This is a genomic window from Prosthecobacter sp. (assembly GCF_049294395.1).
In the GTDB taxonomy this organism is placed as follows: domain Bacteria; phylum Verrucomicrobiota; class Verrucomicrobiia; order Verrucomicrobiales; family Verrucomicrobiaceae; genus Prosthecobacter.
This window is the reverse complement of record NZ_JBAQCR010000205.1, coordinates 20,024-37,119: the sequence shown is the minus strand read 5'-3', so window position 1 is coordinate 37,119 and position 17,096 is coordinate 20,024. Positions and strand designations below refer to the sequence as shown.

Sequence of the window (17,096 nt, the reverse complement as noted above, 5' to 3'; positions counted from 1 at the left end):
AGCATAACACCGGCCATAAACAGTGCTGAACCCATCAAATGTCCGCTTTGATCATAATAGTATCACAACGCGGCATCCTCTAATAACCGCCTCTCCATGAGCTTGAGTCAGAAAACTTTTCAGTGTCCAACATCGGAGAATCGGTGTTCAGTTTCCGCTTGTTCCGTCTCCGGGCGGCCTTTTGCATGCAGAAACTCGCTCTCATTCTCTTTCTCCTTGGCCTGTTCGTGACCGGATTGCTCGGCACGGAGACACGTCTGCTGTTCTTCTGGCCCGGGTGTCTGCTGCTGGGTCTCGCGGGTTTGACCGCCGTCCTGCGCTGGAAATTGCGCGTGAGTTTTCAACCCAGTGACTGGTGTTTGCTCACTATGCTCCTGCTGGCAGGCTACGTGGGCTGGCGTGCCTGGGCTTCCCCCGTGGAGATCTATGCACGTGAGGACGCCGCTGTGCTGCTGGCAGGTTTCGTGGCCTATTTGTTGACGGTGACCGCTGTCAGCGACTCGAAATGGCGGCTGGGCATCGTCTGTGTGCTGCTGGTGCTGGTGGCAGGAAATCTGACCGCCGGCTGGCTGAACTTCAAAGGCCGCTGGGATTTCCATCTGGTGCCGGGTTTCTCGCGCTCCTTCCCGCCCGGGCGCATCGGCGGCTTTTTCAACAATCCCAATCATCTCGCCGCGTTTCTGTCCTTCACGGCCTTCCTGTCGGCAGGCCTGATGCTGTTTGCGCGCATTCACATTGCCTCGCGGCTGCTGCTGGGTTTTGCCATTTTATCAATGCTCGCAGGAGTGGCCCTGACAGCCAGCCGGGCGGCGATGCTGGGTTTTGCCGTCGGTGGCGTGGTGTTTGTGCTGCTCACGCTATGGATCGTATGGAGCACCAAGCGGTCACTCTTCAAATGGCTGATCATCGCCCTGCTGCTGGTGGGGGGCACCGCAGGCGGCGCTCTCTACAAAGTGAATGAGGACTCCATGCTCAGGCGGCAGCTGACCAGCCCCCTGGGCGAGGACATGCGCGTGAACATCTGGCGCGCCGCGCTGGCACAGAATGCAGAGTCACCCTGGATCGGCGTGGGATCACGCATGTTTTACGAAGGCAGCATCACGCATCGGGATCCAGAATCTTCGCCATACATGGGAGATGCGCTCTTCGCTCACAATGAATACCTGCAGACGCTGGCGGATTACGGCTGGGCCGGGCTCGCGCTGGTGCTGCTCGTAGTGCTGGCACACCTGCTGAACGGCCTGCGTTTCCTGCGCTGGTTCACGGTCGAAAAATTCCCCGCCACAGGCATGCTCAGCAGCAATGCGCTGGCGCTCACGCTCGGCGGCATCGCCGCACTGCTGGCCACGCTGGTGCAGGCGGTGTTTGAATTTCAAGGACACATCCCGATCACCGCCCTGGTCGGCGCCATCCTCCTCGGCCTGCTCGCCAATCCCGGCATCGAGAGCGAGGTGTTCAAATCCCGCCGCATCTGGGGGCTGCGCTCCCTCATGAAAATCGCCATGCTGTCAGCCTCCGCCGCTCTGCTGGCTGCCGCCGCGATCTTCGGCACGGCGGATGGTTATGCCGCCTATGCCCGGCTCCAAATCAAGGATGGCGAAACCGGCAAAGCTCTGGGTCATTTCGCCCGCGCCACGCTCATGGACCCACGCAACGCCGTGCTGGCCTATCAGCACGGCGTGGCCTTGATGGACTCCATCCATTCCCACATGACCAAGGATGTCTACCTCCGCACCGTGGACTCCTCGCTGAAAGAACTCACCCGTGCGACCACGCTCAATCCCTACAATTACCTCTACCACCTCGCCTTGGCGGATGCCCTGGATGCCGCTGGCAAAAACGACGCCGCTTTTCAGGCCATCCAGCGGGCGCTGATCCTCGCCCCGCTCTACGAGGAGCCCCGCCTGGCCCTGGGCATGCACTATCACCGCATGAAGCACTATCAGGAGGCTGAATTTGCCTACCTCTGGGCCGGAAAAGCGAAGGCCCTGAACCCCGAAGGCACCACCAACTGGCTGGACAGCTACCGCGAACTCCTCCGCCAGACCGCCTTGGAGGCCGATCAGGCACGGACCGCCCTGATCCAGCAGCAAGGACGCTGAGATGTGCATTGCCCTCACGCCGAATTCCGTTACTGTCGCACCCCTCATGGCACTCGCAAAAATCACCCAAGTTACCGGCTGCGGCGTTTACGTTCCTGGCTCGGACATCGACACTGACCGCATCATTCCGGCACGCTTCATGAAATGCGTGACCTTTGACGGACTCGGTGAATTCGCCTTCTACGACGTGCGTTTCGACAAGGACGGCAAGCCCACCGGCCACCCCCTTGACGATCCTCGTTTCAAAGGCGCCAACATCCTGCTCTCCGGCACCAATTTCGGCTGCGGCAGTTCCCGTGAGCACGCCCCTCAGGCCCTCTATCGTTTCGGTATCCGTGCCGTGATCGCCGAGAGCTTCGCGGAAATCTTTTTCGGCAACTGCACCACACTCGGCATCCCCTGCGTGTGCGCGAGCGCTGCAGACATCCGCGTGCTGGCCAACGAGATCGAGCGCAACCCGAAGCTCGAAGTCACCATCGACGTCGCTGCTGGCAAGGTGTTTTTCGAAGACCAGGAATTCGCCATCACCCTGCCAGGGTCCGCGCTCGAAGCACTGACCACCGGCAAGTGGGACCCCATCGCCGAACTTCTTGAAAACAAGGACGCTGTGCATGCCCGCATCACGGCACTGGGTTTCGCCTGAGTTTGTCCCATCCTTACCGCCTGACGCATGGCCGCCACTGAAACAGCCGCGACGGATAATTCGTCATTAATCGTCCGCATTTCGTCGGCCTTGCGTCCGTCCCCCTCTCCGGACACAATCCACGTCATCGGGCATCGCAATCCCGATACGGACGCCATCTGTTCCGCCATCGGCTATGCGGCCTTCTTGCGGGATGTGCGCGGGATGAAGGCCGAAGCCGCCTGCTGTGGCGAACTCAGTGTGCGCACCAACTGGGTGCTGCAAACCGCAGGCGTTCCCGGCCCCAAGCTCCTGCTCGATGTCCGGCCCACCGCCGCCTCCATCTGCCGGCGCGATGTGTTCACCGCCAGCCCGCACCAGACCTTCCTCTCCGTGTATCGGATGATGATGGATCACAACTTCCGCAGCATTCCCATCGTCGATGACGAAGGACGCCTGCTCGGTATGCCGGCCATTCAGGAGCTCGCGCAGCTCTTTCTGCCGGCGCAGACAAATGACAAAACGGACCAGGCCAATCGTGAAGTCCGCAGCAGCCTGCTGAACATTGTCAATGCTCTCGACGGCATCCTGGGTGGTGCCGCCGCCGATCTGGAAACAATTCAGGATTTCGTGCTCGTCGTCGCGGCATCCAGCTTGGAGACCACGCACAAACGCACCCGGCAGTTCCCGGCAAACCGCCTTGTGATGATCACGGGCGACCGCCCGGAGATTCACGAACTGGCGATCGAGATGAATGCGCGCTGCCTCATCATCACCGGCAAGTTCAAAGCCACCCCCAGCATCCTGACACGCGCCGCACAGCAGGGGGTCGCCATCATTTATTCCCCCTACGACACCGCCAGCACCTCGCAGCTGCTGCGTTTCTCACGCCCCATCGGCGAGGCGCTGACACACGAGTTCCTCTCCTTCGGCTCACGTACGCCGCTGCGCGAAATCGTCCCGGCAGCACAGCATTCCGGCCAGCCGCTGTTTCCTGTGGTCGACGAAGAAACTCAGAAGCTCCTCGGCGTCTTTTCCAAGTCAGACCTGATCGACCTGCCACGCATGAAGCTCGTGCTGGTGGATCACAATGAATTTGCCCAGGCCGTCGCCGGTGCCGATGAGGCTGAAATCATCGAAGTGATCGATCACCATCGTCTCAGCGGCAATCTCCGCACCAAGGAGCCCATTCGTTTCATCAACGAGCCCGTGGGCAGCAGCTGCACCATCGTGGGCATCATGTACCGCATGCGCTCCGCCGCCCCTGACAAGGCCACCGCCATCTGCCTTTGCGCCGGCATCATCTCCGACACGCTGCACCTCACCAGCCCCACCACGACGAGCACCGACAAGGAAATCCTCGAATGGCTCAGCGCCATCGGCGGCATCGACAGCGCCCAGTTCGTCAAAGACTTCTTCGCCGCCGGCTCCATGCTGCGCGAGCACACCCCTGACCGCGCCCTGGAAAGCGACCGCAAAGTCTTCGAAGAAAACGGCTGGCACATCAGCATCTCCCAGATCGAAGAACTCGGCCTCGACGAATTCTGGAAGCGCGAAGCCGATCTGCAGGGCGCCCTGCAATCCCTGCTCACCAAGCACAATCTCCACTTCGCCTGCCTCATGGTCACCGACATCACCCGCCACCACAGCGTCCTGCTCGTGGCCGGAGACCAGCGTGTCATCGACGCCATCGACTACCCGCAGGCCAAAGAACACGTCTACGACATGGCCGGCGTCGTCAGCCGCAAAAAACAGCTCTTCCCCTACATGAGCCACGTCGTCACCAAACTGGCAGCTCCATAAGGTAAGGCCCAATTTGATCGGAATATCGGCCCCTCACCCAGCCTCTCCCCGAAGATTTTCTTGGAGCAACGAAGTTTCGGGCGGGGAGAGGAGAAGCGCGTTAGACCGCTTTGAAAGTGAGTCAGAGCCGCAACGCATTCCTCCTCTCCCCGTCGAGAGTCTGCATTGCTGAATGTGACCTTCGGGGAGAGGTTGGGTGAGGGGGCGGCCCAAAGCATCCTTGACGCCCTCTTACACCTTATGATGTATTTCCCCCATGCTCACGCGCTTGGAAGAAATTCGCCATGAAATCACCGGCGAACACCTCACCCTGATCGATTTCGCCCGCAAGCTCCGTCAAGACGCCACAGATCCCGAAGCTCTCCTGTGGGCTTGTCTGCGGGCCCGCCGCGTGAACAAACGCAAATTCCGCCGCCAGCATCCGGTGGAACCTTACGTTCTCGATTTCTACTGCGCGGATTTGAAGCTCGCAATCGAACTGGATGGCGGACAGCACAACACCACCGAAGGAAAGCAGCACGACAAAACAAGAGAAGCCTTCTTACGATCTTAAGGCATCGAGACGCTAAGATTCACGAATGACGAAATGATGAGGAATACCGACGGCGTCATGAGCGTGATTTGGAATCGCACCACCCTCACTCTGCAAAACTCCCAGTCCTCAAAAACCGGTGCACCGCCCGGAAAACCGCAGGCTGCAGAATGATCGTGGCATGATTCGTCGGCAGCAGCGTGAAGTCCGCCTCGCCCTCCCCATGCGAACTGGCAATCGTGACGACCCCATCAGATTCAGCGCCCAGCAAACGCCGAAAAACCGGCAACGTGTCCTTGTTTCCCATGATGACACCCGTCTCAGGCGGCAGCGGCCCCAGCGTGTTCGGCGTGCTGTTGACATCGGTACCCAGCTCCGCTGAAACCGGCCCCAGCAGCCAGCGCACCCAGCGCCACTGGCCCAGTTCATCAATGATCTGGCTGCCCTGATTCGGCGGTGCCAGCAGCACCGCACGCCCCAGCGGAAAGGCCGGATCACGCTGCGCCGCCCAGGCCCGAAACACAATGCCCCCGAGCGAATGCGTCACAAAATGCACCCGCGCCCCCTCGGCAATCTGCAGCCGCTCCAGCGCCGGGTTCAGATGCTTCCCCACCGCATCCGCAATCGAAACACGGTGCGACGGATAGCCAATGCTCTTCACCCGATACCCGCAAAACTTCAGCCACAGCCCCACCAGCCACATGCTGCGCCGCGAACGCCCGAGACCGTGGATGAGGACGACTATGGGAATGGAGGAAGATGCGGCGGCGGGCATGATTCAATACAGTTCGGTTAGTTTCAGTCGTCGCAAAGGATCACATAGGTTCCCGGCAACCAGACAAATTGGCGACCCAGTTCCATGTCAGGCCTGATTTCCGATACTGGTTGCTTGAAGACCACGAGTTCGTGATGTCCTACCAAGGCACCTCCCCACGAGAGCAGTACATAATAATAATGTTGATCGGCAGGTCCACCTAATCTGATCTGGGCATGACCTGGCAGCCCCCAGGGTGAGTCTCCCAATCTAGCTGGCAGTTCATTGCGTTCTAGATCGATTATGTATCGACCATCATTCGGATATTTGGAATTTTCGAAGGCTAGATGCCTGAGTTTTTGGATGGTTTCGGCGCTGCTAACGCTCTGAATATGATGACGCAGACCCCAATCGTTGGCGAATCCTAGGAAGCTAATGGGGGTGATCAATGTAAAGGCCAGCATCAGGAGCCTGAACATCCAACGCACCCCTCGTCCAAGGCCGCCTCCTTTCCAATGTAAGACGAAGGCAATGCCGCAGCCCCATGATGCAAGCACCCCAACCAGCGGGACCGGGACGGGTAAAAATAAATAACCCCATCTTGCGGTGATATAAGCAAGCAGCCATGTCAGCGGTGGAAGAGCCAGCAGCAGCGCCCCTATCGTTCGATCCACGCGAGTGAAAGTGTCCAGGAATGATCGCCGCATGGTTCCAACCAAGAGCGGTTTCGCTTTGGCGCAACTTGTGAACATCTACTTGTCCGCGTCTTCGGCCTTCCGGTGTTCGATCCGGAAGATGCGCATGGCAGAGGGGAGTCCAGTTGCTGAGCAACTGGGCTGTTTTGACAAAGCGCCTTAGTGATTAAACAAGAACGCCGGTGAGTTGATCAACGCCCACGCCAGATCCTGCGCCGCCGTGAGCCGCTTGTTGCCCAGCTGCTTTTGACTCAGGTCGGCATCACGTCGCAGCTGCACCAGTTTGGGATCAATCTGGACCGGCTTCTGCGTATCGATGTGCTTGGTTTCCAGCGCCACGAGCTGCTCATCCACGGGCAGCGGCCTGCGAGCGTTGGCCAGCACCTTTTTCTGCGTCTGGTAGTCCTTGAACTGGTTGAGGAAGTGCTGGGTCAGCAGCGCATTCTGCTCAGGCGTACGCTTGGCGGCCTTCAGCGCGGCGGCGACAGCGGCGGGAGTGCCAAAGCGAACGGTCGGGCTGGTGGTGACCCACAGGCGGAAACGGCCCGGGTTGTATTTGCCGTTTTGGAAGTTGGAGGTCATCACGATGGTAAATTGCGAACCGCCGTCATTTGCCACAGGCTTGGCGAATTCAAAGGTGGCCTCATGGCGGAATCCACCCTGAGGGCTCACAGCCCAGCCGCGGTCACGATTGCCTTTCTTGAGAGCTTCGGTCACGACAAAGTTGGTCTGCTCAAAGTCGGCCTTCGGATTCTTCAGCAGCTGCTCTTCACCACCGCGCTTGCTGCGCTTGGCGTCCATGGGATCCGTGCGGACGGTGAGTTCACCGAGCACAAAGTTGCCATCGGGAGCAAGGCCGGGACCGTTGCTGGGCAGGCGGTCATCAGGCAGCATCTCCAGCTTGATGGCCGTGATGTTGGTGAGTGTCGTTTTGCCGATGAGCATGTAGTTGCCTGCGGTTTCGCGGCCTGCAGGCAGCGCGGTGGCAAAGAGGCTGCCATCCGGCTGTACTTCGAGTTTCTCCACGCCTGCGGCACGCTGCACCTTGATGCTGTCAAACGGCTGCCATTCCGTGGTGAGATCGAGGTAATTTTCCCACGCCGGCTGATTCGCAGCGGCGGTGTCCTGCACCGTCTTCACCTTGGCTTCCGCAGCGGTGATGGCGGCCTTGCGTGCAGCCTCCTTTTTGGCGATCTCCGGAGCCATCTTGGCTTTGTAGGCTTCGAGTTCTTTCTTCGCGGCATCAATGGCGGCCAGGCGCTCCTGCTCGGCTTTGGCAATGATCGGCTGCTGCTCCGCCTCCTTGGCCTGGAGCGCGGCGGCGAGCTGCTTGTTCTCAGGATCAAGCTCCTGCATGGAGGCCAGCGCGGCGTTGATCTCCTTCTCATTCGCATGGCTGTTGAGGATGCGCAGGAAGATCGCATCCACGAGCTGGCGGTCGTCTTTGATCTCGCTGGTCAGTTTGGCAATGGCGTTGCCCGGATCACTGATGGCATCACCCACGGTCGGGCCGCTCATCAGCGCCATCACAGGGCCCAAGTTCACCTCGTTGCTGCGTTCGCACTCGCACACGGATTCGCGGGCAGGTTTGCCGAAGTTGGCCAGGAATCCGTCCTGCAGCTTGACCTGGCCATCGGCCAGAGCGGCGGCGCGGGTGCCTTTGGGCATGCCAGGGATGTTCGGCATGCTGCCGGTCACGGCAAAGACGGAGTCAAACAGCACTTCAGCAGGCAGGCGGCGTGCCTTGGCGTGGCTGTAGTTGGTCTTGTCGTCCTCGTTCCACTTGTTGGTGGCCAGGCTCAGGTTGTAGGTGCGGCTGGTGGCGATGATCTTCATTAGGTGGCGCACGTTGAAGCCGCTCTGCACAAATTCGTTCGTCAGGTACTGCAGCAGCTCAGGATTGCTCGGCGGATTGCCGGCGCGGATGTCATCCAGCGGTTCGATGACGCCAGTGCCGGTAAGATAGCCCCAGATGCGGTTGGCATAACTCATGGCAAAGTAATCATTCTGCGGGCTGGTCATCCACGTGGCAAACTGCTCACGCCGGGTGCTCGCCGTTTTGCTGACGAGTTCCGTTTCAAACGGCACCTGAGGCGCGACGGGCTTGTTGGTGCGCAGATGCAGCACGTCACCGTCTTTCTTGTCAGCCACGATTTCAAACAACGGCTTCGCGCCTTCAACGGCCGTGCCCCCGATAGTCTGGCCTTTGGCGGCAGGATCACCCTTGAGATCAATCTGCGCGAAGTAGGACGCGGTTTCATAGTACTGGTCCATGGTCCAGCGCTCGAAAGGATGGTCGTGGCACTTGTTGCAGTTGAAGCGGGTCGCAAGGAAGAGGTGCGTGGTGTTTTCGCTGATCTCTTCGGCGGTGCGTACCGTCTTGAAGTAAGCCGCAGGCGGGTTGTCCTTGTTCGAGCCCGTGGCGGTGATGATGCGATACGCGAAGCGGTCGTACGGCGTGTTGTCCGCGACCTGCTGCTTGATCCAGGTGCGCAGACCGCCGGCACCTTCGGCACCAAGGAATTTCGCGTTCACCTGCAGCATGTCGGCCCACTTGTTGGCCCAATGCTCGACGAAATCAGGATTGCCGATGAGCTTGTCCACCACCTCGCTCCGTTTGGTGCGGGTGTCACGCTTGTCAGCCAGGAAGGCGTTCACCTCCTCAGGCTTCGGCGGCAGGCCGGTGAGATCGAGATGGACACGGCGCAGGAAGTCCTCGTCGCTGCACAGGCCGCTCGGCTCGATCTTCATGCGCTGCCATTTCTGCGCCACGAGTTCGTCGATCTTGTTCCACTTCTCCGGCTCCTTCCAGGCAAAGCCCGTGCGGTCGCCCATCACCGTGATGGTGGTGGCAGCATAGGCTCCTTCAAAGCGCGCAAGGATCGGCGCCTCACCACGGCGCAGACTCGTCATGAGCCCCTTCTTGTCGGCCTCGATCACATCGCCATTGCCGCTGTCCAGGAAGGCCTCGGCGGTAACGTCTTTGACATAGCCATCTGCATAACGCGCGATAACACGCAGCTGCTGGCGGCCGCCAACACGCTCAATGACCGGATTCTTCGGCGACAGTTCGATGCTGGTGACGCGTGGAGTCTTCAGGTCAAGCTTGGCCCCTTGGCCGATCCAGGCTTTGAGCGACTCATAGTAAAGTTCTCCCGGAACGGTGAGCTGTCCCCCTTCATGCGGCACGCTGCCGCTGGCCTTCAAAAGCATCAGCGAATGCTCCGGCGAGGCGACGTTCGCACGGCGGCTGGAGAGATCATCCGCAAAGGCGAGCACATCGTAAACGGGATCATAACCACGCAGCGAGAGCTTGAAGCCCGCCTTGCCTTCCTTCGCGCCGTGGCAGGTGCCTTGATTGCAGCCCAGCTTCGACATGATGGGCATCACATCGCGCACGTAGTCCGGATGGAGCGCCACGTTCATGCCGCTCACATTCACCGGGATGTTCGCCGTCTTGCCCTGGAAGGAGATCTTCACATTGGTCGCTCCATCCTTGTCCGGACGCACCATGCCGCGTGTGTTCACATCCACGACTTCGGCATTTTCAGAAGTGATCTTGGCCATCCGCGTCACATCCGCGCGTGTGCCGTCACTCATGCGGGCGGTGACCAGCAGCTGCGCGTATTCGGTGGGCTTGCCGATCTTGATCGTGGTCGGTTCCACGTCAATGGAGGCAACCGTCGGCCCCGCGTGCAGGGTCTCGATCTTGTTGTCCTTTTCAATCACCACACGCACGCTGTCATCCACGATCACGTCCGTGGCGGCGAGGATCTTTTCCTTTTCCAGTGGCACCGAGACAAACTCCTTCGCGATGGCACCCGTCGTCGCATCGATAAGACGAATCTGTCCGTCCTGACCCGCAACCGCGACCGTTTTGCCATCCGGGCTGAAGGTCACGCTGAAGATGCCGCAGGGAATCGCCGTGCTGCTGAGCTGCTTCACATCTTTGGTGACCCAGGCATCCAGCTCCGGGCCCTTGCCGCTCACCGTTTCGACGATCTTCTTCACCGCCTCAGGCATCTTGCTGTCGTAATCGCTGGCATAAATGTTCACCGCTCCGGTTCCTTCATACGAGGTGCCCGCTGCGATGCGCTTGCCATCAGGCGCAAAATCAACGCCAAAGATGCGACCCTGCATCGCGGGGAATTTGCGGATGAGATTCGCATTGTCGCCGATCACACGCTTCGTGATGCGCTCCATGCGGTAGATCGCAGGCACGCCATCCGTGCCACCGATGAGCACTTCATTGCGCAGCGGATGCCGCGCCAGCACCTGCACCCCACCTTTCAGCGCGCCAGGAGTGATGGAAGTCACGTTATCAACAAAACGCTGCGTCGCCACTTCGGTGAGCTTCACGCTCATGTCACGACCGCAGGAAACGACATGCTTGCCATCTACTCCCCACACGGTGTCCAGCACCCAGTCGCTGTGCCCGCCCATGAAGAGCGTTTCTTTGCCAGTAGCCACCTCGATGGCACGTACCGCATTGTCTCCACAGCCAAATGCCAAAAATTTGCCATCGGGCGACCAGCTCGCGCCATACAGCGTGTCAAAGGTCAGCGACTTGGAGAGCTCCAGCTTCTTCGCCGCCACGTCCCAGATCTGGATTTCACCCATGCGCGCCGGGCTGCCGCCAGTGAGCGCGATCTTCTTCCCATCCGGAGACCAGGCCAGCTTCTGAATGCGCTCCGCCAGACCGACGAGACGTGAAACAATGCCGCTGCCGTCCGCCTTGTGCACCAGCACTTCATGATAACCCGCCACCGCGATCATGCTGCCATCCGGCGAATAATCGATGGAGGTGATGGCCGGTGCCTTCACGTACACCGGCGGGTGCGCCATGTCATATTGCGCCTTGGCAGACGCCGGCGTGTCATCCTTCGCACCTTCCGCGATCCAGCGCTCGATCAGGGCGATCTGCGTTTCATGCAGCGGCTCCGCCTTCTGCGGCATCTCCACCTTGCCCTTTTCATCGGGTTTGATCAGCTTCAGCAGATTGGACTCCGCCGCCTTGCCCGGCACCACCGCGTGGCCCTCCTCGCCCCCTTTGAGCAGCGCCGCGAACTCCGTCATGATGTAGTCGCCCTTCTTTTTCGCCGGCTGATGGCAGCCATTGCACTGCGCCTGAAAGATCGGGCGGATGTGCTTGTAAAAGGAGACCGGCTTGTTCGGGTCGATGCCCTCGTCCTTCTTCGGCGGTGCAGCATGCACGGCGGCGGCGAGAAAGAGTGCAGGAATGAGGAGACGTGTCTTCATGGGTTGGCAGGCGTTTTTTGACAAAATCAGGGCAGCCCAGCACAACGCCGGTCCAATGGGCCGTCTTGCGCACCGCCCTCCTCAGGGTGGAATCGTCCATGCCCCAGAGTAGCCGATCACATGTCACCTCCCGCGGCGGTTCCGCCTGAGGGCGAAAAGGACCAGAGAAAACATCAGGCAGGTAGCGCGACCGGGCTCAGGCACCACAACAAGCGTCCCGTGGCTCAGAAAGAGACTGGTGTCCCAGACGTACCCCGAGCCGAGCGAGGGCAGGATGAGATCCCCTCCAGTGGCAGAGGCATTGAAACCGTTGTTGGTGAGGCTGCCCCAGTCGAACAAGTTGAAAACGTCTCCGAAAACAGGGGTGTAGCCCGCATTGGTGACGCTGATGGTGCCGCCAGCGTTGAGGGTGAGCGCACCGGTGATCTCCACGTGGTCGTGGTTCCCTGGGCTGCCAGTCAGCAGGCTGGCATTCGTGGTGGGCAGAGCCGCCAGCCAGGTGGTCAAGTTTCCACTGTAGCTGCTGGCCGCGTTTCCAGTGCTGCCCGTGATGGTGAAATCCAGGCGTGTGGCACCCGTGGCGAGCGTGAGATTGTTGGCAAAAGTCAGCGTGCCATTCTGGTCCCCTGCCGTGGCGATGCTGGCGGCATCGCTGCTGCCTCCAGCGCGGATGATACCGCTGCCGCTGACTGCCCCGATGCCGTCGGTGACGGTGAAGTTCCCGCTCACCGTGCCGCTGCCGGAGACGGTTCCATCATACGAGTAGGTGCTGCCCGTGTTGTTGTTGAAGGTGGCACCGCTGGCGACATCCAGCCACACCGAGTCATTGATGGCCCCCGTGATGGTGGTGGCCGTGGGTGTGGTGGCAATGCTGGTGCTGCCGAGTCGAAGAATGCCGGCCTGCACGGTGGTTTTCCCGGTGTAGGTGTTGTTTTCGTTCAGGATGAGGATCCCCGCGCCAGTCTTGTTGATGCTTCCTGCGGTGGCGGTCGCCGTGGTGGTGGCGATGGTCTCTTCAAGATTGTTGCTCACGATGTTCAGGTTCACCGTGGTCGTGCCTCCGGTGATGGCAAAGGTGCGTTCGGCACCGTTGAGATTGAGATTGGTGACGCCGATGGTGGAGGTGTCGCGCGTGATGAGGCTTGTGCCGGAGGAAGTGAGCGTGCCTTGGAGAACGAATTCACTGCCTTGATTGCCGGTCGCCGAAGCACGATTAAAGGTAAGCGTGTTACCCAGCAGGGTGATGCCACCGCTGCCGACCACAAAGCGGGTGATGCGGGTGGCACCGTTCCCGCCCACCAGCAGAGCGCTGGTGCCTGCCCCTGCAAAGGTCACGGTATTGGCGGTGGTCACGCCGTTGGAATTGATGGTGTAGCGGTTTCCTGTCTCTAAGAGAGTCGTAAAATTGCTGCCGCCACCGGTGACATTCATGATGCCGTTGATGGTGATGAAGCCAGCGGTGCTCGTTACGGTGCCGCCGCTTTTGGTGAAGTTGTTGAAGGTTTCGGACTTGCCGTTGAAATCCACAAATCCGCCGGTGGAAATGATCACGTCAGAATTGGCGTCATTGAGCTGGTTGTTCTGCGTCCACTGCACATAGCCGCCGTTGTTGATGTAAAGGTCGCCAGCCAGGGCATCGCTGCCAGCCGTCTTGCTGAGGTAAAGCCGGCCCGCGTTGACGTTCGTGTCGCCGGTGTAGGTGTTGGAATTGACACCGGTAAAGATCAGATTACCCGCTCCCGCCTTGGTGATGCCACCGCTCCCGCTGATGACGAGGTTGATGGTCGTTGCATCGCTGGCATCCGCGGTCGTGGGCGGGGTGGTCGGTGTGGGGTCGTTGAGAGTGAAGGTGCGGGTGGAAGCGCCCAGATTCAGCGTACCCACTGAGCCTGCCACCAGCACACCATCCGAGGTCTGATAGCTGATGGAATTGATGCCGCTGGCCGTGAAGTCACCACCAAGATTGATGCTGGCACCAAACTGACCCGCAGCCGCACGGCTCATGTTGATGGTCTGTCCGTTCATGGTCAGCCCGCCGGAGCCGATGTTAAGCTGGCTGACGCTCACCGTGCCGACACCGCCAATGAGAACGGCCACACCAGTCGCGCCCGTGAGATCCACCGACGCAGCGCTGAGACTGGAACTGGAGCTGATCGTGATCGCGGAAGTGGTGTACCCATTGCCTGAGACCTTGAGGGCGCCGGTAAAAGTGACGTTGCCCCCAATGCCGGTGAGCAGGCCCGTCGTAAGGCTGCTCGGATTGGCGGTGGTCGTCGTCTGCGTGTAGGACGCCAGGGTTTCCGCCTTGGAATTGAAATTCATCTGCCCACCACTGTTGGTCATGTTCAGGGTGTCCTGAAACTGCTCGTTGTTGTTCAGGCTCACGGTGCCTCCGGTGATGCTGAGGGTCGCAAGCTTGATGGCATTGGTGCCGGCGGTGACACCGAAGTTCAGGGTGCCGACGCCGCTTTTCACCGTGGTGCCGGTACCGAGCACGGTGAGGGAGTTGCTGATGGTCAGGCTGCCACCACTGATGTCGAGAATTCGGTCTGCTCCAAGATCCACCTGCGCCACGCTGCCTGAAAGCGGAGTGGTGGCGGCGTCCGCCTGAATGATGCTGGTGCCACCCGTATTGCTCAAAGTACCTTGCAGGTTGAGGCTGTTCCCCACTCTTCCCGCAACACTGGCCAGATTGAGCTGGATGGTGCGGCCATTGAGCGTCAGCCCGCCGCTGCCCACGGTCACTGTGGTAAGCGTGCTGCCATTGCCGCCCACCAGCAGCCCGTTGCCGCCCGTCAGACTCATGCTGCCCACGCTGAGCTGACCGCCGCTGTTGACGACATACTGGTTGCCGCCGGTGACGCTGAAAGCTCCGCTCACGGAGATGCTGCCCGCGTTGCTCCCACTGGAGAGCCAGCCACCGGAACTCTGCGTGTAGCTGGCAAACGTCTCGCTGGCATTGTTAAAGTTCAGCTGCCCGCCTGAGACGAGGATATCCGCAGCATTGGCGATCTGGTTGCTCGCATTCCAGACCACGGTACCGCCCGCTATCGTCAAGTCGTCGGCGATGGCATCAATCCCTGCGGTCTTGTTCAGAGTCAGCGTCCCGGCATTGACCACAGTGGTTCCCGTCAGGGTGTTCGCACTGCCACCACCCAGAGTGAGCGTCCCCGCTCCCGCCTTCGTCACGCCCACGGTTCCTGCAAGTGCGCTGTTGATGACTGCCGTGGCGCTGTTCACGGTCAGTGTGGGCGTGGTGCCGTCCAGCGTGATGGTGCCGCCGCTGAGCGTGTAGCTGCCGGCATTGGGTGTGTTAAACGTGATGCCATTGGCCAGCACGGAGCCCACCGTCACAGTGCCCGCCGTGCCCGCACCCGCCCCGGCTGTGCCGCCGCCAAAGATCGCGATGTCCGTGTTTTGCCCCGGCCACGCGATCAAACTCCCGCCGTTGTTCCACACGGCGTTGGTGCCGTTCCAGCCCAGCGTTCCTTCGGTGATCACCCCGCTGGCAGTGCCATCCGTGTCATAGGTGTAGGATGTGGCCATCAGTTCCCCCACGCTGCTAGCAAGCAGTGACAACAGCAGCATCTGCCGCATACGTGTGGTGAGCAAGGTCGGGATCATCATCAAAATAGAGGGGGAGCAGGAAGGAGAGCGGCTTAGACGCTCAGGGGGCGGTTATGTTGAAACCGCCCAACGCTCACGCAATGCTTGTTCTCCATTTTTTCGCATACGAATTTCCTTTATTCCGGGGATCGCAGCTCATCGAAAAAGTTGCCCCTGCATGGTGCCTCCCCATGATGCGCAGACTGAATGCTCCCCGAATCTCTCAGCACCCGACTCAGCCGCAGCGTGTCGGCGGATTTCTTCCGCCCCCTCGCACGGCCCTCTGCGCCGGTTTATGTGGATTGCGCGGACCGCTTGATCGCGGAAGCCGGTGAGGCCGGACGGCTCTCCCAGCGCGAAACCAACGAGATCATTCGCGAGGTCATCGCCCGCCATCCCCTGTCCTTGCTGTCCGAAGATGAGGGGTCAGCCCTCCGCGATGCACGCCAGCGCGCCGGTCAGTTTTTCAATCGCCTCATCGCCGCCGGCTGGCTGGAGGATCAGACCCTCGGCCTGCATGAGCGCTGGGCCGTCATCACCCCCGGCCTGCGCCCGCTTCTGCGCATGCTGCGCGACCTCGCCGAGGACCGCGTGGCCGAACTCAAAACCTTCGCCGACACCCTGCGCGGCCTCTGCCAGACTCTGGAGGAGCGCGGCGTGCTCGATCCCGTGCTCCAGCAGCCCGATCAGCTCCGCTCCACCGTCACCGATCTCTCCCAGCGTCTCGAACGCGCCATCGAGCAGCTCCACGCCGTGGAAAAAATCGTCACCAGCTTCGAGCAGCGCCAGCGCCAGAGCGCCACCGCCGCCGACACGCTGAGCCTCCTCTACGAGGAGTTCGGCCAGGGCCAGCACATGGTCTGCTACGATGCCCTGCGTCGCGGCGGCTTGCTCATGCGCATCGAACAGGCCCGCAGCATCATTGCAGAGCGCCATGACGATCCGCTCATGCGCGAACGCCTCTCCGAAGGCCTGCGCGAGCACTACGGCTACGACTCCACCGAGTCCTACGACCTCGCCATCTCGCTCCTCACGCGGCTCGACCGCGATCTCGGCGGCCTGAAGCGCCGTGCCGAGGCCATCGACCTGCGCATGGCCGCCTTCAACCGCCTCAGCCAGCAGCGTTATCGCTACCAGACCGAGCTGCGCGGCCGCCGTCCGGAGATCATCAAAGCCTACTGCGACTCCATCAACACCGCCCACGCCGGCGGTCGCTTCTCCGAACTCGGCGCCAAGCCCGCCGACTTCGCCCCGCGCTGTGTCGAGACCCGCTTCTTCTTCGGCACCGAATCCCTCTACAAGCCCCGCCGCACCAAAGCCCCCGTCGATCTCACCTTCGGCCAAAGCGGCGCCGTCAAACAAAGCGAAGACGACGTCCTCGCCGCCTGGAAGGAGCGCCAGCGCCTCGCCCTCACACCCCAGCGCGCCGCACGCCTCGTCGCCAAGCTCATCCCCAATAAAAAAGGCACCACCAGCACCGAAGACATCCACCTCGAAACTACCGACGACCTCCTCGACCTCCTCGCCGTCGTGGCCTACGAGCACGCCCCCGCCCTCGCCGGCAAACGCGTCCGCTGGAGCGTGGACGGCCTCCGCCGCCGCAACGGCCTGGAACCCCACATCATTGAGCACGACACCCACGCCGGGCATCGTATTGAGCGGTTTTCAGTGAAGCGGGAGAGTTGAGCTGGCTGATCAATTCCGGGCTTGGCAGCCAATGGTG

General features: G+C 60.7%; 9 protein-coding genes. 5 read left to right on the top strand and 4 right to left on the bottom strand.

The annotated features are described in order from the left end of the window. The first annotated feature begins 185 nt into the window (after positions 1-185). The 4 genes from WAW39_RS13150 to WAW39_RS13135 all read left to right on the top strand — a co-directional run bounded on the left by WAW39_RS13150 (position 186) and on the right by WAW39_RS13135 (position 5,080). A complete protein-coding gene (locus tag WAW39_RS13150; RefSeq protein ID WP_422319522.1) occupies positions 186-2,102 on the top strand; it encodes an O-antigen ligase family protein in 1,917 nt (638 codons plus the stop codon). A gap of 46 nt (positions 2,103-2,148) precedes the next feature. Beyond that, positions 2,149-2,745 carry a 3-isopropylmalate dehydratase small subunit gene (gene leuD / locus WAW39_RS13145; protein ID WP_422319520.1) on the top strand — a complete coding sequence of 199 codons (597 nt, stop codon included), beginning with the start codon at positions 2,149-2,151 and terminating at the stop codon, positions 2,743-2,745. A gap of 27 nt (positions 2,746-2,772) precedes the next feature. Further along, the gene (locus tag WAW39_RS13140) at positions 2,773-4,527 is read left to right on the top strand and encodes a putative manganese-dependent inorganic diphosphatase (protein ID WP_422319518.1); all 1,755 of its coding nucleotides are present in this window, start codon (positions 2,773-2,775) and stop codon (positions 4,525-4,527) included. A 256-nt stretch (positions 4,528-4,783) separates the two neighbouring features. After that, entirely contained in the window at positions 4,784-5,080 is a 297-nt protein-coding gene (locus tag WAW39_RS13135; protein ID WP_422319516.1) for an endonuclease domain-containing protein, read from the top strand. A gap of 85 nt (positions 5,081-5,165) precedes the next feature. Here the strand turns inward: WAW39_RS13135 and WAW39_RS13130 are convergent, their stop codons facing one another. The 4 genes from WAW39_RS13130 to WAW39_RS13115 form a co-directional block, all read right to left on the bottom strand. Beyond that, positions 5,166-5,834 (bottom strand): esterase/lipase family protein, encoded by a 669-nt coding sequence (locus tag WAW39_RS13130; RefSeq protein WP_422319514.1) that lies wholly within the window; start codon positions 5,832-5,834, stop codon positions 5,166-5,168. 23 nt (positions 5,835-5,857) lie between these two features. After that, positions 5,858-6,487, bottom strand: coding sequence for a hypothetical protein (locus WAW39_RS13125; protein ID WP_422319512.1), 630 nt, complete (start codon positions 6,485-6,487; stop codon positions 5,858-5,860). A 180-nt stretch (positions 6,488-6,667) separates the two neighbouring features. Beyond that, on the bottom strand, positions 6,668-11,767 hold the full coding sequence (locus tag WAW39_RS13120) for a DUF1549 domain-containing protein (RefSeq protein ID WP_422319510.1): 5,100 nt from the start codon (positions 11,765-11,767) through the stop codon (positions 6,668-6,670). A gap of 123 nt (positions 11,768-11,890) precedes the next feature. After that, positions 11,891-15,394 carry a beta strand repeat-containing protein gene (locus WAW39_RS13115; protein ID WP_422319508.1) on the bottom strand — a complete coding sequence of 1,168 codons (3,504 nt, stop codon included), beginning with the start codon at positions 15,392-15,394 and terminating at the stop codon, positions 11,891-11,893. Positions 15,395-15,580: 186 nt separating this feature from the next. On the opposite strand from WAW39_RS13115, the gene WAW39_RS13110 reads away from it, so the two are divergent. After that, positions 15,581-17,059, top strand: coding sequence for a Wadjet anti-phage system protein JetA family protein (locus tag WAW39_RS13110; protein WP_422319506.1), 1,479 nt, complete (start codon positions 15,581-15,583; stop codon positions 17,057-17,059). The last annotated feature ends 37 nt before the right edge of the window (positions 17,060-17,096 follow it).

Coding starts and splice junctions, on each gene's coding strand:
- WAW39_RS13150 (WP_422319522.1), top strand. CDS start 186: ATGCAGAAACTCGCTCTCATTCTCTTTCTCCTTGGCCTGTTCGTGACC.
- leuD (WP_422319520.1), top strand. CDS start 2,149: ATGGCACTCGCAAAAATCACCCAAGTTACCGGCTGCGGCGTTTACGTT.
- WAW39_RS13140 (WP_422319518.1), top strand. CDS start 2,773: ATGGCCGCCACTGAAACAGCCGCGACGGATAATTCGTCATTAATCGTC.
- WAW39_RS13135 (WP_422319516.1), top strand. CDS start 4,784: ATGCTCACGCGCTTGGAAGAAATTCGCCATGAAATCACCGGCGAACAC.
- WAW39_RS13130 (WP_422319514.1), bottom strand. CDS start 5,834: ATGCCCGCCGCCGCATCTTCCTCCATTCCCATAGTCGTCCTCATCCAC.
- WAW39_RS13120 (WP_422319510.1), bottom strand. CDS start 11,767: ATGAAGACACGTCTCCTCATTCCTGCACTCTTTCTCGCCGCCGCCGTG.
- WAW39_RS13115 (WP_422319508.1), bottom strand. CDS start 15,394: ATGATGATCCCGACCTTGCTCACCACACGTATGCGGCAGATGCTGCTG.
- WAW39_RS13110 (WP_422319506.1), top strand. CDS start 15,581: ATGCTCCCCGAATCTCTCAGCACCCGACTCAGCCGCAGCGTGTCGGCG.